General features: G+C 63.2%; 16 protein-coding genes. 10 read left to right on the top strand and 6 right to left on the bottom strand.

Annotated features, from left to right (window positions below):
• The first annotated feature begins 105 nt into the window (after positions 1-105).
• Positions 106-1,728, top strand: a complete 1,623-nt coding sequence (locus E4J93_RS07680; protein WP_147588880.1) for a 4Fe-4S dicluster domain-containing protein — start codon at positions 106-108, stop codon at positions 1,726-1,728.
• A gap of 45 nt (positions 1,729-1,773) precedes the next feature.
• Here E4J93_RS07680 and E4J93_RS07675 read toward each other — a convergent pair whose 3' ends face one another.
• Together E4J93_RS07675 and E4J93_RS07670 are read right to left on the bottom strand one after the other, a co-directional pair.
• The gene (locus E4J93_RS07675; RefSeq protein WP_147588879.1) at positions 1,774-3,117 is read right to left on the bottom strand and encodes an ATP-binding protein; all 1,344 of its coding nucleotides are present in this window, start codon (positions 3,115-3,117) and stop codon (positions 1,774-1,776) included.
• Complete coding sequence (locus E4J93_RS07670; RefSeq protein WP_187231668.1) at positions 3,110-4,852, bottom strand: TerB N-terminal domain-containing protein; 1,743 nt, start codon at positions 4,850-4,852, stop codon at positions 3,110-3,112. Before E4J93_RS07670 ends, E4J93_RS07675 begins: the two co-directional genes overlap by 8 nt.
• A gap of 197 nt (positions 4,853-5,049) precedes the next feature.
• Between E4J93_RS07670 and coaE the strand changes: the two genes are divergently transcribed.
• The 5 genes from coaE to E4J93_RS07645 all read left to right on the top strand — a co-directional run bounded on the left by coaE (position 5,050) and on the right by E4J93_RS07645 (position 10,167).
• Entirely contained in the window at positions 5,050-5,706 is a 657-nt protein-coding gene (gene coaE, locus E4J93_RS07665) for a dephospho-CoA kinase (RefSeq protein ID WP_147588877.1), read from the top strand.
• On the top strand, positions 5,699-6,286 hold the full coding sequence (locus tag E4J93_RS07660; RefSeq protein WP_147588876.1) for a lytic transglycosylase domain-containing protein: 588 nt from the start codon (positions 5,699-5,701) through the stop codon (positions 6,284-6,286). Before coaE ends, E4J93_RS07660 begins: the two co-directional genes overlap by 8 nt.
• 176 nt (positions 6,287-6,462) lie before the next feature.
• Positions 6,463-8,709, top strand: coding sequence for an excinuclease ABC subunit UvrB (gene uvrB / locus E4J93_RS07655; RefSeq protein WP_147588875.1), 2,247 nt, complete (start codon positions 6,463-6,465; stop codon positions 8,707-8,709).
• A gap of 217 nt (positions 8,710-8,926) precedes the next feature.
• Positions 8,927-9,559: a hypothetical protein gene (locus E4J93_RS07650; protein WP_147588874.1), complete on the top strand. Its 633-nt coding sequence runs from the start codon at positions 8,927-8,929 to the stop codon at positions 9,557-9,559.
• Positions 9,560-9,564: 5 nt separating this feature from the next.
• A complete protein-coding gene (locus E4J93_RS07645; protein ID WP_370511763.1) occupies positions 9,565-10,167 on the top strand; it encodes a histidine phosphatase family protein in 603 nt (200 codons plus the stop codon).
• 68 nt (positions 10,168-10,235) lie between these two features.
• Here E4J93_RS07645 and E4J93_RS07640 read toward each other — a convergent pair whose 3' ends face one another.
• Genes E4J93_RS07640 through E4J93_RS07630 form a run of 3 tightly spaced genes read right to left on the bottom strand, consistent with a single transcriptional unit; the run spans position 10,236 to position 14,172 of the window.
• Positions 10,236-11,882, bottom strand: coding sequence for an NAD(P)/FAD-dependent oxidoreductase (locus E4J93_RS07640; RefSeq protein WP_147588872.1), 1,647 nt, complete (start codon positions 11,880-11,882; stop codon positions 10,236-10,238).
• A gap of 50 nt (positions 11,883-11,932) precedes the next feature.
• Positions 11,933-13,237 (bottom strand): NAD(P)/FAD-dependent oxidoreductase, encoded by a 1,305-nt coding sequence (locus tag E4J93_RS07635; RefSeq protein ID WP_147588871.1) that lies wholly within the window; start codon positions 13,235-13,237, stop codon positions 11,933-11,935.
• A 2-nt stretch (positions 13,238-13,239) separates the two neighbouring features.
• Positions 13,240-14,172 (bottom strand): Mrp/NBP35 family ATP-binding protein, encoded by a 933-nt coding sequence (locus tag E4J93_RS07630; protein ID WP_147588870.1) that lies wholly within the window; start codon positions 14,170-14,172, stop codon positions 13,240-13,242.
• 176 nt (positions 14,173-14,348) lie between these two features.
• On the opposite strand from E4J93_RS07630, the gene uvrA reads away from it, so the two are divergent.
• Positions 14,349-17,225 (top strand): excinuclease ABC subunit UvrA, encoded by a 2,877-nt coding sequence (gene uvrA / locus E4J93_RS07625; protein WP_147588869.1) that lies wholly within the window; start codon positions 14,349-14,351, stop codon positions 17,223-17,225.
• Positions 17,226-17,352: 127 nt separating this feature from the next.
• Here uvrA and E4J93_RS07620 read toward each other — a convergent pair whose 3' ends face one another.
• A complete protein-coding gene (locus E4J93_RS07620) occupies positions 17,353-18,102 on the bottom strand; it encodes an SDR family NAD(P)-dependent oxidoreductase (RefSeq protein WP_147588868.1) in 750 nt (249 codons plus the stop codon).
• Positions 18,103-18,377: 275 nt separating this feature from the next.
• On the opposite strand from E4J93_RS07620, the gene E4J93_RS07615 reads away from it, so the two are divergent.
• The 3 genes from E4J93_RS07615 (at position 18,378) to murJ (ending at position 22,017) form a co-directional block, all read left to right on the top strand.
• Positions 18,378-19,676 (top strand): NlpC/P60 family protein, encoded by a 1,299-nt coding sequence (locus E4J93_RS07615; RefSeq protein ID WP_147588867.1) that lies wholly within the window; start codon positions 18,378-18,380, stop codon positions 19,674-19,676.
• Positions 19,677-19,782: 106 nt separating this feature from the next.
• Positions 19,783-20,280 carry a Cys-tRNA(Pro) deacylase gene (gene ybaK, locus E4J93_RS07610; protein WP_147588866.1) on the top strand — a complete coding sequence of 166 codons (498 nt, stop codon included), beginning with the start codon at positions 19,783-19,785 and terminating at the stop codon, positions 20,278-20,280.
• Positions 20,281-22,017 (top strand): murein biosynthesis integral membrane protein MurJ, encoded by a 1,737-nt coding sequence (murJ, locus tag E4J93_RS07605; protein WP_147588865.1) that lies wholly within the window; start codon positions 20,281-20,283, stop codon positions 22,015-22,017. It begins immediately after the preceding gene.
• Positions 22,018-22,073: the final 56 nt, after the last annotated feature.

Below are 22,073 nucleotides of genomic sequence, written 5' to 3'. Positions count from 1 at the left end.
CACGCGTTCTATATTAGCACACGAGCGGGCAAGTCTCACGGCGAATGCCATGCCCGGGCGATAAAATGTTGTGAACAATCGCGCTCATGAGAGGGGATTTTCGCTATGGGCAATTCGATGCGCGGGGTCTACACCGGTCTCGCTCAGATTCGTCGCACCGTTTTTCGCGAGGTTGCGCGCCTGGCATACGAGAGCCAATCAGGTGATTTCGGCTGGGTCGATGAGCTTCCCTACAAGATCATTCCCGGTGATGTGGCAACGTATCGTGAAAGCGTCTTTCTTGAGCGCGCGATCGTGGGCGAGCGCATCCGCCTTGCCATGGGCCTGCCTATGCAGGGCGTGGATAAGCCCGCCAGGCTGTCGGAGGGCGTTGCCGAGGCCGCTAAGCCCGAGCGCTATTACGAGCCGCCGCTTATCAACGTTATCAAATTCGCCTGCAACGCCTGCGAGGAGGACGCCTACAAGGTGAGCGACGCGTGCCAGGGGTGCCTGGCCCACCCTTGTCGCGAGATCTGCCCCAAGGGGGCTATCACCTTCAAGGATAAGAAGGCCTATATCGACCAGGAGAAGTGCATCAAATGCGGGCGCTGTGCGAGCGTGTGCCCGTACGGCGCGATCCAGCATCGCGTGCGCCCCTGTGCGGCGGCCTGCGGTATGAACGCCATCAGCTCCGATGAAGCCGGTCGCGCGCAGATCGACTACAGCCGGTGCGTGTCGTGCGGGCAGTGCCTCGTCAACTGTCCGTTCGGGGCCATCGCCGATAAGAGCCAGATATTCCAGGTGATCAATGCCATCCAGGAGGGCGACGAGGTCATCGCCGAGGTCGCCCCGGCGTTCGTGGGCCAGTTCGGCGGTAAGGGCAACGTGGACAAGCTGCGCGAAGCCTTCAAGGAGCTCGGCTTTTCCGGCATGGAGGAGGTCGCGCTCGGCGCCGACCTCTGCGCGGTGCAGGAGGCCGAGGACTTTCTCGAGGAAGTGCCCGACAAGCAGCCGTTTATGGGAACCTCGTGCTGTCCCGCGTGGTCGGTTATGGCAAAGATGGAGTTTCCCGAGCATGCGCATTGCGTTTCTATGGCCCTTACGCCCATGACGCTGACCGCGCGCTTGATTCGCAAGCAGCACCCCGACGCCAAGATCGTGTTCGTGGGGCCGTGCTCTGCCAAGAAGCTCGAGGCGCAGCGTAAGAGCGTGAAGAGCGAGGTCGATTTCGTCCTCACGTTCGAGGAGATGGCCGGCATGATGGAGGCCAGGGACATCGACTATGCGAAGCTGACGGGTGAGGGTTCGACCGATTTCGACGTGGCGAGCGCCGACGGTCGCTCGTTCGCGGTGGCGGGCGGGGTCGCTAACGCCGTGGTCAATGCCATTCATCGCGACCATCCCGATATGGACGTGCACGTCACCAATGCCGAAGGGCTCGATGAGTGCCGCAAGATGATGAAGATGGCAACAAAGGGCAAGTTCGACGGCTACCTGCTCGAGGGCATGGCGTGTCCGGGCGGCTGCATCGCGGGTCCCGGCACGCTGCAGCCCATCAACAAGACAGCGGGCGCTGTCAAACTCTACGCCAAGAAGGCGCCCATCAAGACCGCGCCCGAGAACGCGCATTGCGGGCTGCTCGACGAGCTGGAGCGCGATGCGTACGGCAAGCGCGCGGCGGCCGATGCCGTTGCCGAGACGGTCGAGGCCGCGACGCCGAGTGACGACGCGGCCCATCCCGGTGCATAGCGCGAAGAGGTCCGGCCGCGGCGGAGCCGAGGGGTCATCGCGCTGTTACAGCGTGAACTCGACGAACTCGGCTTCGCTGCGCGCGGGCAGGCTGTTCGCTTGGTGGAGGGGGGCCGCGGCCCCGCCCCCGATCGCTGTCTTATTGAGAAGCTCGTCGATCGACGCCTGCGGATTCTGGAATGCGATGTCGAGCAGCTCGATGAAGTCGCGGATGACCTCGCGTGGCGTGAGGTGCGTATCGGCGCCCACGCGCTCGAACTCCGCGGTGAGGAAGTTGATCAGGTCCTGCTCGGTGATCGTGGGCGTGTATGCGAAGTATCCTGCATGAATCTGCGCGAGCTTTTCGATAAGGACGAGCAGCTCCTCATAGGTTAGCGGGTGCAGGTGGATGATGGGGGCGAGCATATCCTGCATGTCATCGCGTGCATAGCGACCCTGGGCAAGCCTGCTTCGAAGCGCCTCGTAGCTGAAGACGCCGCGTCGACGGTCTTCGACCGATGTGGGCGTTCCTCCGAGAATGATGCCAAGATGCGCGGCCTTGCCCTGCAGCGTGTCGTTATACATCTGGAGGATCTTCTCGTAGTTATATTGCCGCGTGATGGCATTGGGGATCTTGTAGAGGTTCACGAGCTCGTCGATGAGCACGAGCAGGCCTTTATATCCGGCGCCCTGCAGGAACGCGGCCAGGAGCTTGATGTAGTCGTACCAGTCGTCATCGCCTATGATCACGCTCGTCTGAAGCTCCGCGCGCGCTTCCGTCTTGGTTCGAAACTCGCCGCGCAGCCATCGGGCGACCGCTCCGCGCATCTCGTCGTCGCCCTCGCACGTGGCATGGTAATAGCGGAGCAGCATCTGCGAGAAGTCGTATCCATGGACCATCTCTTCCAAGGGGCGACAGAATGCCCGGGCAGCGGCATCGCTTCTGCTTGCGCCATCGTCGGGCGCGCCGTCCTGCATCGCGGCCACCCATCGATCGAGGACGAGCATGAGGGCGCCGCCCTCGGGGCGCGTCTTGGTGGATAGGTTGCGAATGAGCTCTCGGTACGTTGCCAGACCCTGCCCCTGACCTCCCTGCAGGCGGCGCTCGGGGGAGAGGTCTGCATCGGCTACCACGAAGTTCTCGCCCATGGCATGGGTGCGGATCGTCTGAAGAAGAAAGCTCTTGCCCGCGCCGTAGCGTCCAACCAGGAATCGGAACGAGGCGCCGCCGTGCTCGATGAGGTCGAGGTCGGTAAGCAGGGCTCGAATCTCGTTTTCACGCCCCACGGTGATGTAGGGCAGACCGATGCGGGGCACGACGCCGCCTTTGAGCGAGTTCAGGATCACTGCCGCGATGCGCTTGGGGATGCGAGGGGCGCCCTCGAGGTCGATGGGACGCGAACTAGTCATGATGCACGAATCCTTCCAAATCGGGACGATAATCTTCGATGATGCAGACGCCCTGCGGCCCGAATTCCAAAACGGTATCGCCCACGAGGTCGAAGAGCGCCTCGTTGATTTGGTCGACAACGAGGTCTTCGGATTGCGAGAGCTCGATGCGCGCGCCTCCGTCGAGCAGCGCGACAAGGTAGGCGCTCTGCTCCGCTGACAACGGGCCCGCCTCGCTTTCCGACGCGAGCCGTGGCTGCGCTCGCTCTGTGTCCATATGGCGGTTCCCGCACGGCGCGGTCTCTTCGGTGCTTGCGGCCGTGTGCGCGGAGGTGCGCGACGTCTCGATAGCGCCAGCGGCCGTGTGCGCCGAGGTGCGCGACGCCTCGATGGCGCTTGCCAGGATAGCGGACCCTTCGGTGCCCTCCTCCAGGCGTTCGTCGTCGATTAAAAGGGCTTCGCGGGTGCACGCGGCCGCCGTTCGTATGCCGGCGAGCTTCGATGTATCGATGCGCACCCGGACGGGCGCGTGTTCCGACCGCCATGCGGCGCGGGCGTCGGCCTCGCTCACCACGAACTTGACGAGGTATTTCGGTAGAGTCGTATCGGGGGCGTCTGCGCCTTCCCAGCGCGCTCGCGTGGTGGATTCGATATCGCGCAGCAGATCCGCAAGACGCATGGTCCCCGCTTGGGCGCCATGGATGTGAGTGCAGGTCCACAGCCCGTTGCGGCATCGATAGCGATGCAGTGCGCTGAGGGCGACCTCGGCATCGGGGTGCGGCTTCGGATCGAAGAACACGGCCGAGGCGAACATGGTGTACGGCAGCTCCACCGCTTCTCCGAATAACGAAGCGGCGAGCCTTGTTTTCCTGGTGCGTCGGTAGTGCTCATCGAGGCGTGCGAGCACGGCGCACACTACATGGCAGAGGTCTTCGCGCGCGCCCGCATCTTCATGGTTCGGGGTGCTGCCCGTGTTTGCGAGGGAGCGTGCCGACTCATACAGCGTGACCGCGTCTGCGTCGCCTATGCCCGCTAGTCCTCCGCGTGTCCGCCGGGGCTTCTCCTTAGAGGAGAGCCCCGTGGCCTCGCGAACCCTTTCCAGGGTTTCGGTGAATCGCAGGATGTGTTCTTCGCGCTGTAGCTCGGCGCTGCAGGGGAGCAGCTGCGGAGCGAGGCCGTGGTAGATCGCATAGTCTTGCAACCATACCGGCGCCCGCCTGTCGACTTCGGGAGAGACCCCGCGATACGCGCTCGCAAACGACGAGAGGCGCTCGAATCCATCGAGCGGGCCCGAGGTGCCGATCCCGCAGATCAGTTCTTGCAGGTAGGTTATGGCAAAGGCTGGTAACGTGGCCTCGATATCGCCTTTTCGTACGCGCGACCGCCAGCTGACGTAGCCGCGCAGCTGGCGGTCGCTCATGGTGCTGTAGGTGGGATAGGTTGATTTGTAGGTTCCACGATACGGACAGTCGTCCTCGACGTCTGCGAGGGCGAGGCCCTGGCGGTAAAAGAGCTCTGCTTCGCTGAGCCATCTACCGCGCGCGCCGCCCGGCTGTTCCTCCCAGCGCGATACGGCCTTCATAGGGGCGTATTCGTCGGGGAGGTATCCCGCCATCTGCCTGCCGGTGGTGAGGAGCGGCTCGTCCCGATAGACCGTCGTCGAGAAATGGGAGCTGGCGCGGAAGCGCTCGTCGCTTACGATCCGATCGATGATGTCTCGCGCCCGCGAGCTCCTGCCGCTGCATCTGTCTTCCATGCCCACATCTCCTCTCCGCCGACTGCGTAGTTGTGGATACGTATCCAGTGTAGCACAGATGCAAACACGTGTTCGTATCATTGCGGTGCCCCTGCGACTGGTCCTACTGTTGTCATTTCTTCGTGCACCCGTGGAGTTCGAACGGATACGCGTGCCCATCGCGCCGACGTCTTGTCCGATGCGTAAGATAGGTAGCTATGATTACGCTATTTCTCATAGGAAACATCGCTTCGGGCAAGTCGACTGCCGCTCGCTACCTCGAGCGACGGGGCGCCCTGCGCATCGATCTCGACCAGCTTGCCAAGGATCTCTACCAACCGGGTTCCGCCGTCGTGGACGAGATCGCCCAGGAGTTTGGCTGGGGCGTGCTCGACGCATGCGGCGGAATCGATCGATCCGCCCTTGCCGCCCGCGCGTTCGCGTCGCCCGAAGACGCGCAGCGGCTGAACGCTATCGTCCACCCCGTGGTGCTCGAGCAGCTCGGTCTGCGCCTGCTCCCCGCGAATTGCTGTTCGGTGATGGTTCCCGAGCACGACCTGGCCGTTGTGGAGGTATCTGCCCCCGAGGGCTTTACGGATGCATTCGCGTTGGCAGACGAGGTGGTCGCTATTACAGCGCCGGTCGAGGTGCGCCGCGTGCGCGCGATCGATCGAGGTATGGTGCCGTCCGATTTCGATAGGCGTGCCGAGTGCCAGCCTTCCGACGAACGGTTGGCGTCGCTCGCATCCCGTGTCATCGACAACTCCTCGGCCGACGACTCGCTTTTCGATTCCCTCAACCGTTTGGTGGAGGAACTGGGTGTATCGTTGCCGGTTTCCTCCCGATCCGCGCGGATGGAGGGACGCCATGTCTAGTTCCGGGACGCGCTTCTTCACATGGTTTCGTCTTGTCCCCTTGCTGGCCGTCGCCTTTATGGGCACGATCTCTGCCGTGTACTCCTATGCGCCCGCGCTGCTGTTCACCGCTATCTATCCGTTGCGCTACGAGGACCATATCGTTGCCTCCGCCGCCGATCACGCAGTCGATCCCTATCTTGTCGCCGCCGTCATCGAGACGGAGTCCGGCTGGGATCCCCAGGCGCGTTCGAGCCAGGGTGCGAGGGGCCTCATGCAGCTCATGCCCGAAACCGCCCGCGATATGGTGGTGAAGGGCATCGTGGACGGCTCGAGGTATTCGGCTGACAACCTCGAGGACCCTGCAACCAACATCGAATTCGGCTGTGCCTACTTGTCGTATCTCATCCGATATTTCAACGGGGCTACCGACCGCGCCATCGCCGCTTATAACGCGGGCATGGGTAACGTGAACGATTGGGCGCAGGAGGATACGGTCCTGCATAACGCCATCACGTTCCCGGAGACCCAGGCATATCTGATTCGCGTGAACAACGCGCACGATCGCTATCAGCAGATCTATCCGGAGGCGTTTCTGTAAGAGGGTACCAGCCGGAGATGTGCAACCCTTTAGGGCCCGGTCCGAGGGCGCCCTCCATATCTCCGCATCGGTTTTGCCTTGCAATCCATTAGAACATGTGTACGATGATTGTATGAGACGGCTATCGCGTGGCGGCCCGCTCGATGCTCCGCGCGCTGTGGTGAGGGGTGTGCGGCATGGAGAGTTTCGAGGTTGAACGCGTAGGCGGCGAGCTGCGTCGCTTCGGCGTGCAGGGCGAGCCCGCGCCCTTCAAGGTGGTTTCCCCGTTCGAGCCGTCGGGCGATCAGCCCCAGGCTATCGCATCGTTGGTTCAGGGGGTGCGCGATGGCGACCGCTACCAGGTGCTGCTGGGCGTTACGGGGTCCGGCAAGACGTTTACCATGGCAAAGACCATCGAGGCGCTGGGGAAGCCGACCCTGGTCATGGCGCCCAATAAAACGCTTGCCGCGCAGCTTGCGAGCGAGCTCAAGGAGTTCTTCCCCAACAACTCCGTTGTGTATTTCGTCTCCTATTACGATTACTACCAGCCCGAAGCCTATGTTCCACAATCGGATACCTATATCGAGAAAGACTCCTCCATCAACGAGGAGGTCGAGATGCTGCGTCATCAGGCGACCGCTTCGCTGCTGTCCCGTCGAGACGTTATCGTTGTCGCTTCAGTCTCTTGCATCTACGGCATCGGCAGCCCCGAGGACTACGCAGGCCTGGCGCCCAATATCGATAAAAAGGTTCCGCTGGAGCGCGACGAATTCATCCATGCGCTGATCGACATCCAATACGATCGCAACGACTACGATCTGTCGCGTGGATGCTTTCGTGTGCGCGGGGATGTTGTCGACGTTTACCCTCCGTATGCCGAGCATCCCCTGCGATTCGAGTTCTTCGGCGACGAAGTCGAGGTCATCGCCGAGATCGATGAGGTCACGGGCGAGGTGTTGCGCGAATACGATGCGATTCCGGTCTGGCCCGCGTCCCATTACGTTACGGAGAAACCCAAGGTGACAGCGGCGCTCAAGAGCATCGAGGAGGAACTCGAGGCACGTGTGGCCGAGCTCAAGGCATCGGATAAGCTGTTGGAGGCGCAGCGACTGCAACAGCGGACCGATTACGACCTCGAGATGCTCGAGACCATGGGCTTTACCACCGGCATCGAGAACTACTCGCGCCACCTCGATGGGCGCAAGCCCGGTGAGCCGCCGTTCACGCTGATCGACTACTTCCCCAAAGACATGCTTTGCATCATCGACGAGAGCCATGTGACCGTGCCGCAGATTCGCGGCATGCACGAAGGCGACCGTTCGCGCAAGGTGACGCTGGTCGAGCATGGTTTCCGCCTTCCGAGCGCCCTGGACAACCGCCCGCTTCGCTACGATGAGTTCGAGGCGCGCATTCCGCAGTTCATCTACGTTTCCGCTACGCCGGGCGACTACGAGCTGCGCGTGAGCCAGAACAACGTCGAGCAGATCATCCGCCCGACCGGCCTGCTCGATCCCAAGATCGACGTGCGACCGGTGCGCGGGCAGATTGACGACCTGCTCGACGAGATTCGCGAGCGCACAGCCCGTCATGAGCGCGTGCTGGTGACGACGCTGACCAAGCGCATGGCGGAAGATCTGACCGATCATCTGCTGGACGCCGGCATCAAGGTGAACTACATGCATTCCGATACGGCGACGCTGGACCGCGTCGAGATCCTGCGCAGTCTTCGCGAAGGAAAGATCGATGTGCTGGTAGGCATCAACCTGCTGCGCGAGGGCTTGGATCTGCCCGAGGTCTCGTTGGTTGCCATTTTGGATGCCGACAAAGAGGGCTTTTTGCGCAACCGCCGCTCGCTGATCCAGACGATTGGCCGCGCTGCGCGCAATGCCGACGGCGAAGTCATCATGTATGCCGATACCATTACCGATTCGATGCGCGAGGCGATCGATGAGACGTCGCGACGACGTGCGATTCAGACGGAGTACAACGAGGTCCACGGCATTCGGCCTCGTACGGTCCACAAGGCGATAAACGACATCTCGAGCTTCATCTCGGAGGCGACCGAATCGGTAGGGAAGCGCGATCGCAGCCGCGGGGACTCGCTTGGACATGGCGAGTTCTTTACGCCTGCCGGGGAGGGTGCCGCCGATACCGCTCCCGCCACGTCTGCCTCAAACGGTCAGCGCTGGGCCGAGGAGCTCGCGGATCTGCCCCCCGAGGAGTTGCATCGCGTGATCGAGCAGATGGAAGCCGATATGCGCGCGGCATCCGAAGCCATGGATTTCGAGGAGGCGGCGCGTTTGCGCGATGCCGTCGTGCACATCCGTGCCCTTGTCGAGGGCGAGAGCGAAGACGACGTCATCGAACGGCTGCGCCGTGATGCGCGCAAGGGTTCGACGTTCGCAAGCGGCCGCGTCCGTAAGGGCGCTCGGTTCGGTAGATAACGCCCCGAGATCCGTTCATCGCGATTGTTATCCGATGTGGTTGTCCCTGTATGGGGGAGAGCGAAGATGGGGTCATGCGACGGCGCACTGCGATGCGAAGGCTCGCGCCGCGCCGCTTTGCGATTTACCGCGACAGTGTACGACAGTGTATACTTATGCGGTTTTAGTGTCGTGCGGCGTGAGCCGCTATGCCGTCTTTCGCGATGAAGGGGTCGAGATGGTTGAGGAATTGGTAAAGACGCTCCGCGGGGTTAAGTGGAACTTGGTGCTTATGGCCGCATTCTGCTTCCTGTTCGCGGTCTATATGTACGTTACGCCCGTCGAGGGCGGTGTGGGCATGTTCATGATCACGCCCCGCAACGGCCTTGCCGGCTTGCTCCAGATGCTGCCGTGGATCGGTATCTTTTTAGGCGCCGCAACATTCGTCTCCTCGTTCGTATCTACCTCTACGTGGGTGCTGGGCTGGGTAGAGCCCGCGTTGGGCATCCTCATGTTTGTAGCCGGTTTCTGGGAGCTGTTTTTCCCGTACGACATCAAGGTGTTTTCTCTCGCGTTTTCATTTGTGGGCATCTTCCTTGCGTTCTACGTTATGTTCATCGCGTTGGAGATCGAGCGAAAGCGTGCGGGCAATTGGATCGCAACGCTCGTTCTCGCCGCGGTGATCTGGGTGGTTTCCTTTTTCAACATGATGAACTTCGCGGGCGAAGGCGGCTCCGTTGCCCTGACGTGCCTGCAGTTCTTTTTGGCCGGCTGGGGCTTCGTGTATGGTGCGCTGGCGCTGAACGGCGTTGAGCCCGTGAAGGGTTCCTGCCCGTTTCGCTGCGGCTCGAAGGCGTCCGACGCTGCATAAGGTCTGTGGGACACGTTGTGGGACGATTATATGTCCTTAACCAGGGCGAGACGCTGTTCGACTCGCTCCACCGGATACAGGGGCGTTGCGACTCCCCGTTCACGCTCCGGGGCGTAGAGCAGGCTAGGCAGGCTGGGGCCTGGATGGCGGAACGGGGATTGTGTTTCGATCATGTCTACGCGAGCGCTTCGGGGCGCTCGCGCGAGACCTTGTCGTATGCCCTGCCGGGTGCGGTGTTCGAGCATCGCGTCGAACTCTGCGATGGATGCTACGGATCCTACGAGGGCCTGCCCCAAGACGTTATGGCGCCCATCCCGTACGGTTCGTTTTACGTGCCGTTCGGCGGCGAATCTTGGGATGCTTTCAGCGGTCGCGTGCTGCATGATCTCGATGTCCTCCTGAGCCGCCCCGGGCACGACTGCGTCCTCGCTGCGTGCGATTCCGGGGTTGCGTACATGTTGCGCGTCGAACTTGGCGTCGAGGAATGCGATTATAGGGGTCGATTTGGACCCTGTACGATCTTGGAGCTTGAATGCGGGCGCGAAGGCGGATGGACGCTGCGCTCGATCTCCCATCCCGTTTCGTTCGCACGGCATATGAATCGATAGCGAAGAGGCTCGACGTCCGTCGAGCCTCTTCGTCATATATGGGTTGGTTCGATCAAGCTCTTCTGCCTCTATGCCGTGAGGTCGTCGATAAGCGCTCGTGCGCAGCGGATGCCATCGGTTGCCGCGCTCATGATGCCGCCTGCATACCCCGCGCCTTCGCCGCATGGATAGAGGCCGGGGGCATGTTCGGCATGGCAGGATTTATCGCGCACGACGGTGATGGGGGCGCTGGAGCGGGTTTCGACGCCCGTAATCACGGCTTCCTCGTCATCGAAGCCCTTGAGATGGCGTGCGAGCTCGGGTAGGCCGAGTCTCATGGTGTCGCTGACGTATGCGGGCAGCACGAGACCGATGGCGGTCCAGGTGACTCCGCGCGGATAGGTGGGGATCACGCCCGCTCCGGATGTGCTGGGGATGCCGATGAGAAAATCGCCGACGAGCTGCGCGGGGGCTCGATAGTCGCCTCCGCCTAGTTGGAAGGCGGCTTGTTCGCATTCGCGCTGCAGCTTGATGCCTGCAAGGACATCGTCGCCGGGGAGGTCTTTAGGTGTGACGTTAACGAGGAGGGCGGCGTTGGCGTTGCGGCCGGCGCGCGCATGCAGGCTGGCGCCATTCGTTACGACGCCGCCTTCTTCGGAGGCGGCTGCTACGACCTCGCCTCCGGGACACATGCAGAAGGTGAAGAGGCTGCGGCCGTTGGGGGCGTGGGAAACGAGCTTGTAAGGGGCGGCTCCTAGGGCGGGGTGACCTGCCGCCGGTCCATATTGTGCGCGGTCGATCGCCTCCTGGAGGTGCTCGATGCGCGCGCCCATTGCAAAGGTCTTGCGGGCGAGCGTGAAATTGCGCCGCTGGAGCATCTCGAAGATATCGCGAGCGGAGTGCCCGCATGCCAGGATGAGATGCCTGGTTGCGAGCCGCTCTTCGCGCTCGTCGGACATGACGGTGACGCCGACGACGGCGCCGCTATCGGAACGCTCGATGTCCAGCAGCTTGGTGCGGAAGCGCACCTCGCCGCCGCATGCGCGAATACGCGCGATGATGGCCGTTACAACTGAGGGAAGGATATCGGAGCCAATATGGGGTTTGGCGTCCCAGAGGATGTCGCGCGGCGCGCCAGCGGCTGCCAGCGTTTCCAGGATGAGACGGTGGTCGGGGTTTTTCGTACCCGTGTTGAGCTTGCCATCCGAGAACGTTCCCGCACCGCCGAGCCCGAACTGGATATTGGATTCGGGGTCGAGAACTCCCGTTTCATTGAAGCGCCTGACGGCTTCCCCGCGCCGCTCGGCATCGTCGCCTCGTTCGATGAGCAAGGGCTCCAGTCCTGCTTCGGCGAGCGTGAGCGCGGCGAAGAGGCCGGCGCACCCTGCACCTACGACGATGGGCCGGTCCGTCGTCGCGCCGCGCGCGCCCAGCGGTTGGGGAAATGTCGTGGTGCGCGGTTCGATGATTCGAACGCGTCGCCGCGCCTTCTCCGCAACACGCCCGATCGCTTCTTCCTCGGCGCCCGATGAGGCTAGCTCGAAGCGAATCGTGACGGTGAAGTGCACATCGCGCTTCTTTCGGGCATCGACCGAGGTACGGTAGAGCTGTGCATCGAGGATGTCGCCTTGGGAAACCTGCAGCATGCTGCAGACATCTTTGAGGGCGGCCTCGAGGAAAGCGTGCTCGTCCACGCCATCGTCGAGCGCGACCTTGATTTCTGTGACTTCAATCATGTGAATCCCTTTCGGACGAGCGCGTGGAGCGCGAGCGGAAGCGATCGGATCTAGTATGACGGGCGCGAAACGGCACCGGCGTGCTCTCCGGCGCAGATGCCTGACAGCCAGGCCCATGCCAAGTTGTATCCACCGCAATCGGCGTCTTGGTCGAGTGCCTCGCCGCACGCATAGAGGCCTGAAGCGTCGTGCAGGGACAGGTCTGCTAGGTCGACGGAATCCATGGGGATGCCGCCGCGATGAACCTGCGCCTGCTGGTGCTCGCAGGTACCAATCACCTCGAAGGTGAGGTGGTGAAGCAGGTGGGCGCAGCGAGTTAGCGGGTCGGCATGGCCGTCGAGGCCCTGCGCGATGTAGCGCGCAAGCGGTCGCGCGAGCACGCCATCGAACCACGATGCCTCGCCGGTCCACGGTCCAACATGCGCCTGGCGCTCATGAAGGATGCGTGCGAGGCGGTCTGTCGTCAGGTCCGGGAAGAGGTCGAGCTCGATGCGATCTTTTGGCCGGCAACGTCGTGAGAGGTTGAAGGCGGCGATGCCGGATATGCCGTAGGGACGGAGGAGCACCTCGCCGTCTTCATATGCGATGGCGGCTCCGTTGCGCTTGAGGGCGAGCATGCCGTCGAGCCTCAGGCCGTCGAGGGACGGCAGGGGGGAGGCATCGCCTGCGAGCGCCGTGCCATCGGCGGCGGTGAGGGCGGCTTCGATGGGACAGAGGAGGGGTTGCTCCTCGTTGTGGGGTAGTCCGAAGAGGGCGCATACGTCTGCCGATCGGCCTCCGGTAGCTATGATCACGGCACTGGCGTCCACCGAACGGTGTACGAGGTCGGACTCGGCCAGGGCCTTGCGGGCGCGGCGAAGTGCGGGGCGGCTGGAATCAGCCGGTTCGATCCGACGCGGCCGATCGGGCTCTTCGATTTCGAGGTGCCATCGCGAATCGGTGCGGACCGCGTGCGTGAGGTGCGCGCCGCAGCGTTGGTCGATACCCTGTCGCTTACAGGCTGCGAGCAGGCAATCGCGCACGGATTCGGCGCGCTTCGTTACGGGATAGAGCCTTTCCTCGATTTCACAGGTGAGCAAGCCCAGCTGCTGGAAGAAGTCGGCGATGCGATCCTCTCCGCGATGCCCCAGCACCGCGCGCGCCGCCGCTTCGTGGTGATAGCGCGCGGGCGCGAGGCGGGAGTTGGATAGATTGCACCGGCCATTGCCCGTGGCGAGGATGGGAAGGCCGCAGGCAACGTCGCGCTCGATGATGCAGACGCTCGCGCCGACGGGGGCCGCTGCGATGGCGGCGGCGAGACCGGATGCCCCGCCGCCGATGATGGCGACGTCGTAGGTGTGAAAGGCGGGCGTCATGGCTAGTTGGAACCGGCCGACTCGCAGTGCTCGGCGCAGTCGCATTCGTCGCGATCGCACGCGTGGTCGCAGCCGCAGTCGCAGGCGTTCGCATCCTGGGCGAGGGCGGCCTTGGCGTCGGCGAGCTCCGCCGTCACGCGGATGGCCTCGAGTGCTGCGGGCAGCATGCCGGCGGGAAGGTTCTCTTCGATCGTTCCCGCATCGCACATCGCGGCGAAGGCGGGGTTGATGGGCAGGCGGCCGAGCACGTCGACGCCGTACTGCGCGGCGACCTCGTCCAGATGGCTTTGGCCGAAGACCTCGATCTTCTTGCCGCAATCGGGGCATTCCACATAGCTCATGTTCTCGACGACGCCCAGGACGGGGACGTTCATCTTGTCGGCCATGTTGACGGCCTTGGCGACGATCATGCTCACGAGGTCCTGCGGGCTGGTGACGACGACGATGCCGTCGACCGGAAGCGACTGGAAGACGGTGAGCGCGACATCGCCCGTGCCCGGGGGCATGTCAACGAGCAGGTAATCGAGCGGTCCCCAGGAGGTCTCGCTCCAGAACTGGCGGATAGCGCCCGCGATGACCGGTCCGCGCCACAGAACGGGGTCGGTTTCGTTGGCGAGCAGCAGGTTGCTCGACATGACCTTGATGCCGTGGGTGGAGATCTCGGGCAGCAGGAGGTTGCCGATGCCGTGGGCGCGGCGACCGCTCATGCCGAGCATCTTGGGGATGGAGGGGCCGGTGATGTCGGCGTCGAGGATGCCGACCTTGTTGCCGGCTCGGGAAAGCTCGACGGCCAGCGCGCCGGTGACGAGCGACTTGCCTACGCCGCCTTTGCCGGAGAGCACCGCGATGACGTGCTTGACCTCGGATAGGTTGTTTTCCTCGAACTGCTGCGGGGCGGTTTGGCCTCCTGCGGCCTGTGCGTGTTCGCATCCCATGGAAGACCCCTTTCGACTGTCTTCGATTTCGTACGCCGTTCATTGTACCCCCCGAGCAACGCGGCGCCCGCGCTCGTTCATGGTGAGCATATGATACGTACAAACGTTCGTGATTCCGCGCCATGCTTGCGATAGTATGGGAGGTCGAAAACCTCATTTGTTCAAGGAGCACGCCCATGTCAGACGCTTCCATCAGCATCCGCGGCGCACGCGAGCATAATCTGCACGATATCGATGTCGAGATACCCCGCGACGAGCTCGTCGTGATCACCGGCTTATCCGGTTCGGGCAAGTCGAGCCTCGCCTTCGATACCATCTACGCCGAGGGCCAGCGCAGATACGTCGAGAGCCTGTCCAGCTACGCTCGGCAGTTCCTCGGGCAGATGGATAAGCCCGACCTCGACTCCATCGACGGCCTGTCACCGGCTGTCTCCATCGATCAGAAGACGACGTCGAAGAATCCGCGCTCGACCGTGGGCACCGTTACCGAGATCTACGATTACCTGCGTCTGCTATTCGCGCGCATCGGCACGCCGCATTGCCCGGAGTGCGGGCGCGTGATCGAGCGCCAGACAACCGATCAGGTGGCCGATAAGATTCTCGAGGTCGGGTCGGGGCGGCGCGCCTACGTGCTGGCCCCCGTCGTGGTGGGCCGCAAGGGGGAGTTCGCCAAGCTGTTCGAGGACCTGCGCGCCGAGGGCTTTTCCCGCGTGCGCGTCGATGGCGACGTTCGCTCGCTGGACGACGATATCGAGCTGGATAAGAAGTTCAAGCACACCATCGAGGTGGTGGTCGACCGCATCGTCATCCGCGAGAGCGGCCTGGGGCGCGTCGCCGAGGCCGTCGAGCAGGCGACGCGCCTGGCCCATGGAAACGTAAGCGTCTACCTGCTGCCCGATCGCGATGCGCCCGAAGGCACCGAAGGCGAGGTCTACACGTATTCCCTGGCGCTCGCATGCCCCGAGCACGGCCATTCCATCGATGACCTGCAACCCCGTGATTTCTCTTTCAACGCCCCGTATGGAGCGTGCCCGGAGTGCGATGGCCTGGGGTTCAAGAAGGTCGTGGATGCCGAGGCCCTGATCGAGGACCCATCCCTCTCCATCGAGGAGGGCGTGTTCGGGAGCTTCTTTGGAAAGTCGAATTATTATCCGCAGATCTTCCGCGCGCTCTGCGAGTACCTGGGCGTCGACGCCGCCACGCCGTGGAGGGATCTGCCCGCGCGCGTTCGGCGCATCTTCCTTGACGGCTTGGGCGATAAGAAGATGCGCGTCAACTACCGCACGCAGGACGGTCGCGATACCTGCTGGGATACGAAGTATTCCGGCGTGCGCAACATTCTCTACGAGCGCTATATCGAGACGACGAACGAGAAGACCAAGGCGCGCCTGGAACGCTATATCCGAGAAGAGCCCTGCGCTGCGTGCCACGGCGCGCGCCTGCGCCCCGAGATGCTCGCGGTCACCGTGGGCGGCGCATCCATCTACGATGTCTGCCGCATGTCGTGCCGTGAGTCGCTCGGCTTTTTCGAGGGGCTCGAGCTTACCGAGCGCCAGGAGTTCATCGGAGGTCGCATCGTCAAGGAGATTCTCGAGCGCCTGCGCTTCCTCGTCGACGTCGGCCTCGATTACCTCACGCTCGATCGCGCCTCGGCGACGCTGTCGGGTGGCGAGGCGCAGCGCATCCGCCTGGCCACGCAGATCGGCGCCGGCCTCATGGGCGTTCTCTACATCCTGGACGAGCCTTCGATCGGCTTGCACCAGCGCGATAACGAGCGCCTTATCGGAACGCTTGAGCGTCTACGCGATATCGGCAACACCGTTATCGTCGTCGAGCACGACGAGGACACGATCCGCGCGGCCGATTACGTGATCGATATGGGTCCGGGCGCCGGCGAACATGGCGGCGAGGTGGTGTGCGCGGGCACGCCGCAGGAGATCATGGCTTCCGAGGATTCTCTCACCGGCGCCTACCTTACGGGCCGTCGGATGATTCGCGTGCCGGAGACGCGTCGCAAACCGGGACGCGGCGCGCTGAAGATCACGGGCGCCCGTGCCAACAACCTTAAGAACGTTTCGGCGAAGATCGAGTTCGGAACGCTCACCGTGGTTACGGGTGTCTCTGGATCAGGCAAGAGCTCCCTGGTCACCGATACCATCGCTCCCGCGCTCACCAACGCCATCCATCATTCGACGCGCGTGGTGGGGCCGTATAGGAAGCTGGAAGGCGTCGAGGAGATCGACAAGGTCATCGATATCGACCAGTCGCCTATCGGGCGTACTCCGCGTTCCAATCCGGCTACCTATATCGGGCTGTGGGATGATCTGCGCGCGCTGTTTGCAAGCGTGCCCGAGTCGAAGGCGCGCGGCTATGCACCGGGGCGCTTCTCCTTCAACGTCCCCGGCGGTCGATGCGAGGCGTGCAAGGGAGACGGGCAGATCAAGATCGAGATGCACTTCCTTCCTGATATCTACGTTCCGTGCGAAGTGTGCGGGGGCAAGCGATACAACCGCGAGACCCTCGAGGTCACGTATCGCGGCAAGAGCATATCCGATGTACTTGATATGAGCGTTACGGAGGCGTTGGCCTTTTTCGGTAGCATCCCGCAGATCAAGCGCAAGCTGCAGACGCTCTACGACGTGGGCTTGGGCTATGTGCGCCTGGGGCAGCCCGCCACCACGCTTTCCGGTGGCGAGGCGCAGCGTGTGAAACTCGCCAAGGAGCTGCACCGCAGGCAGACGGGCAAAACGTTCTACATCTTGGACGAGCCCACGACCGGCCTGCATTTCGAGGATGTTCGCCAGCTGCTCGATGTGCTGCAGCGCCTGGTCGATGCGGGCAACACCGTGCTGGTCATCGAGCATAACCTCGATGTCATCAAGGTAGCCGATCGCCTGATCGATATGGGCCCCGAGGGCGGAAGCGGCGGCGGCACCGTTGTGGTGAGCGGAACGCCCGAGGAGGTCGCCGCGTGCCCCGAGAGCTATACGGGTCGCTTCTTGGCGCCTCTTCTCGAGCGGGACCGCGCGCGCCAAAGCGCTGGTCAGGCATAATGAGATGCAAACATGAAGGGACGAGGCGCATACCTCGTCCCTTCATTGTGAAGACCGAATCTGTTGGTCGGCCGAGCATGCGTGGCGCCCCTGGTCTACGGGCGCCGCACGGCAGGGCTGCGAGCGATTAGGAGCGGGCGGCGCCATCGACGGGAATGACCGCGCCGGTAACGTAGGACGCCATGTCGCTCGCGAGGTAGACGAAGGCGTTTGCAACGTCTTCGGGTTCGCCGATGCGACCCAGCGGGATGGTGGCGATGAGCGGTGCGATCATCTTCTCGGGCAGGGCGGCTACCATGTCGGTCTTGGTAATGCCCGGGGCGACGGCGTTTACGCGGATCCCCTTGGGGGCGAGCTCGCGAGAGAGGCACTGGGTCAGGCCGTTCACGGCGTACTTGGACGTGGGGTAGCCGCAGCCGGAGGGCTGGCCGTACTTGGAGACCATCGAGCTCGTGGTGGTGATGGTGCCGCCATGGCCGGCTTCGATCATGATCTGGGCGCCTGCGCGGCAGCCGTTGAAGACGGCGGTCACGTTGAGGTCCATGACCTTCTGCCATTCATCCGCCGTGTAATCGAGCAGCGGCGTGGACTGGGAGATGCCGGCGTTGTTCACGACGGTATCGAGGCCGCCCATATCTTCGGCAGCGGCGGCGAAAGCCTCGGTAACCGCTTCGAGCGAGGTGAGGTCGCAGGTGCGGCCCCAGATCTTGGCGTCGGGGTGCAGCTCGAGCATCTTGGCTACGGCGTCGTCGGCGGTCTGCTGGCGGGAGCCGAACACCGTGACGGCGGCACCCTCCTCGATGAAGCGCTCGGCGATGGCAAAGCCGATGCCGCGGGTGCCTCCGGTGATGACGGCCTTCTTACCTTCGAGTAGCATACGTGCTCCTTTCCATGATGCGGGGCGCGTGCCCCGAGAAACTGGTCGCATTATGCCCGAATGGGGTGCATCGCAAACATCGGGTCGGCGGATGGCCCACCGGTGTTCGGCGGCTGGCCGCGCTCGGGGCGTGTGGAGGGGGGATGGAAGCCGTGGTCGTGGCGCGGCATGCTGCTAGAATATAGCGACGTCCATAGCTCGCCCATGCGCGAGCCAGACGTGTCTCGCGTGCCACGGTGCGTGCGAGGCGCTTACGTTAGGAGATGTTTGTACCAATGGCACACTTCAAACGCAGCCACGTTGCCATTCCGACAGCCACCTTCGCCTTAGTACTGGGCCTCGGCCTTGCCGGCGTGCCCATGAATGCATACGGCGTCACGTCCGCCGAGCTCCAGCAGCAGCTCGACGCCGCGTCGGAACAGCTCAACAGGCTGTATTCCCAAGCCGAGCAGGCCGGTTACGACCTGCAGAGCGTTCAGTCCGCCCTTCAGGCCACCGAGGACAGCATCGTCCAGACCGAGGCCGAAATCAAGGAGGAGCAGGCGCAGCTCGCACTCCTTCAGAAGGAGCTCGGCATCCTTGCCACCAATCAATACAAGGGCGGATCCCTGAGTCTTTTCAACCTGCTGTTCAACGCCGATAGCTTCGATAGCCTGGTTTCGAGCATGCGCTATGCCGATAAAGCGGCGGAGCATCAGCAGGGCGTGATCGCCCAGTCCAAGGAACTCCAGGAGTCGCTTGCCGCCAAGAAGGCCTCGCTCGAGGCCGATAAGGTCAAGCAGGAGAAGCTCGTCTCCGACCAGAAGGTCAAGGCCAACGCTGCCGCTGCCGCGGCATCCGACGCGCAGGCCTATTACAACCAGCTCTCCGACGAGGTCAAGGCCAAGATCAAGGAGGAGCAGGAGGCCGCGCGCGAGAAGGCCCGCCAGGAGGCGGAGGAGGCTCGCAAGAAGGCCGAGCTCGAAGCCCAGCAGCAGGCGCAGCAGCGTCCGCAGCAGGGCGGCTCGAACGGCTCCGGCGGCTCGACCAGCCAGGGCGGCGGTACGACTGGCGGAAGCGGATCTACTGGATCGGGTGGCGGATCGACCGGATCGGGCGGCGGTGCCACGGGCGGCGGCTCGACTGGATCGGGCGGCGGCAACCAGGGCGGCGGCTCGGGCGGCGGTACCACGGGCGGTGGCAACCACACCACCTCCGGCGCCGCGCAGACCATGGTCAACCGCGCGTGGGGCATCATCGGCTCGGGTTATTCCTATTCGGGCTACCGCTGGACCGGTGACCCCAACAGCTCCTGGTTCACGTGCTCGGGCGTTATCGACTACGCGCTCGGCCTTGGCTCCAACAGCAACAGCCCCGAGAGCCTTTACTACTCGGTGGGCTCGCGTCTTACCACCGATCGCAGCAAGCTCGCCTATGGCGACCTGGTGTTCTTCAAGCACGCCGGCAGGCGTCCCGGCCACGTGGGCATCTATATCGGCAACGGCCAGATGATCGATTCGATCCCCGGTGCCGGTGTGGGCGTGCGCACGCTCGATTTCATCGGTGGCTTCATGGGCGGCGGCCCCATCGTCTAGCCCTTAGGTTGTTCACCGGCGGCGGCGTGCAAGTCGCCGCCGGTTTTTTATTCATTGATGGCCGCGGTGCGCGGTCACCGCACCGATACCGCGGAAAGCTGGTTGCATGGCGGGAAAAGCAAAGATTGCAAAGACGAATGCGATGCGCGAGCTCGAACGAGCCGGCATCGCGTTTTCCGTTCTCACCTACGAGGTGGATGAAAACGATCTCTCGGGCATTCACGTTTCCGAGCAGCTGGGCGAAGACCCGGGTCAGGGCTTCAAGACCCTCGTCACGGTTTCGGCGACGGGGGAGCACGTCGTATGCTGCATCCCCGTCGCACGCGAGCTCGACCTCAAGGCCGCCGCGCGCGAAGCCGGTGTCAAATCGTTGACGATGCTGCATGTGAAGGACTTGGTCCCCACGACGGGATACATGCGCGGGGGCTGTTCGCCCGTGGGGATGAAGCGGCGCTTTCCCACGCTCATCGACGAGAGCTGCCGTTCGTACGACGAGATCTTCATCTCGGGAGGCAGGCGCGGCATCCAGCTCAAGCTGGCGCCGCTCGATCTGATTTCGTTCACGGGTGCTCGTGTGGCCCCGCTGTGCAGGGAGGAGCAATAGATGGCTCGACAGGATACCGAGCGCGTCGAGCGTCCGGCGGGCAGGCATTTCGCCGACGCCGTCGTCGACTCGCCCAACGCGATCGCTGTTGCCGATAGCGAGGAGGGGGTTGAGCGGGAGGAGCTCGCCGCGTCGGAGGACGATGGCATGGATGCCGAGGCCGTTGGCAAGTCGGCCGCCCTCATGAGCGGCCTCGTCATCATCAGCCGTATCACGGGATTCTTCCGCACGTGGGCGCAGGCGTACGGCCTGGGCGCTTCCATCACCGCAAGCGCGTTCACGGTTGCCAACGGCATGCCGAACGCCCTGTACGAGCTCGTGATGGGCGGTATGCTCGTCACGGCGTTCCTTCCGGTATACGTGTCGGTGAAACGTCGGGCCGGCCGCGAGGGCGCGAGCGCGTACGCATCCAACCTGCTGTCGCTCGTCACGCTGCTCATGACCGGATTGGCCGTTCTCTCCTTTATTTTCGCAAGCGAGATCATCTGGACGCAGTCCTTCAATGCCAGCGCCGAGTTCGATCGCGACCTGTCGGTCTACTTCTTCAGGTTCTTTGCGATCTCCATCGTGCTCTACGCGCTGTCGTCGGTTATCTCGAGCGTGCTCAACGCCGAGCGCGACTACTTCTGGAGCACCGCGGCCCCCGTGGTCAACAACATCATCACCACGGCATCGTTTTTCCTCTACGGTTTTCTGGTCGACCGCGGCATGCAGGATATCGCCATCCTCACGCTGGCCATCGGCAGCCCCCTGGGCGTCTTATCGCAGGTGGCGGTGCAGATACCCGCGCTGCGAAGGCATGGCGTGCGCCTGCGTTTCCGCATCGATCTGCATGACCCCTGCATCCGCGAAACGCTTACCATCGGCATCCCCACGCTCATCGTGACGCTCGTGTCGTTCGCCACCACGTCGGTGCAGAGCAGCTGCTCGCTGTCGGTGAACCCCAACGGCGCATCCATCACGTATTACGCGCGCATCTGGTATATGCTGCCGTATTCGGTGTTCGCCATCCCCATCACCACGGCTATGTTTACCGAGCTCTCCTCGTTCGTGGCGAGCGGCAACATGAAGGCGTACGTCAAGGGCATCCGCGACGGGTCGGGCAAGATCTTGTTCCTGCTCATACCCTTCGCCATGTATCTCATGGTGTTTGCACCGTGCCTGGCAGGCATGCTCAGCAGCTCGCGCATGACGGGCGAGTCGGTTTCCCAGCTTGCCAACTATCTCGTGTGGCTTTCCATCTCGCTGCCCGGCTACGGTGTGTGCACGTATCTGCAGAAGGCCTGTTCGTCGCTGCGTAAGATGTACCTGTTCGCTATCGCGGAGTGCATCGCGGGCGCCATCCAGATCGTCATCTGCCTTGTGTTCACGCCGGTGTACGGGTTCAACGTCGTGGGCTTCAGCTCGACGTTCTTCTTCGTGTCCATCGATCTGGTCACATTCTTCATCCTTCGGCGCGAACTCGGAAGCATCGGGTTCCGGTCGATCGTCGTATCGGGGCTGCGCGCCTGCGCGCTCGGCGGCCTTGGCGCGCTCGTGGGCGCCGTTATCCTGTGGGCGCTCCAGACGTTCGTGGGACCGCTTTCCGGCGGCATGCTCCAGTCGATGCTCTATGCCGTCGCGGGTGGCCTACCGGCGCTTTTGGTCACCTTCGGCATCGCGGCGAAGCTCCGTATCCCGGAGGCATCGTTCCTCACCGCTATCCTGGCTCGCTTCATCCCGAGCCTCGCGCGCTAGCTGTTGTGTGCCGATAGGTTGTTTACGCCGTAGACTCGCGACATGGGCGGCAGGCC

The sequence above is a fragment of the Collinsella sp. BA40 genome (assembly GCF_008014645.1).
In the GTDB taxonomy this organism is placed as follows: domain Bacteria; phylum Actinomycetota; class Coriobacteriia; order Coriobacteriales; family Coriobacteriaceae; genus Collinsella.
Note: the sequence above shows the minus strand (reverse complement) of the source record. Positions and strands in the feature narration are given on the sequence as shown.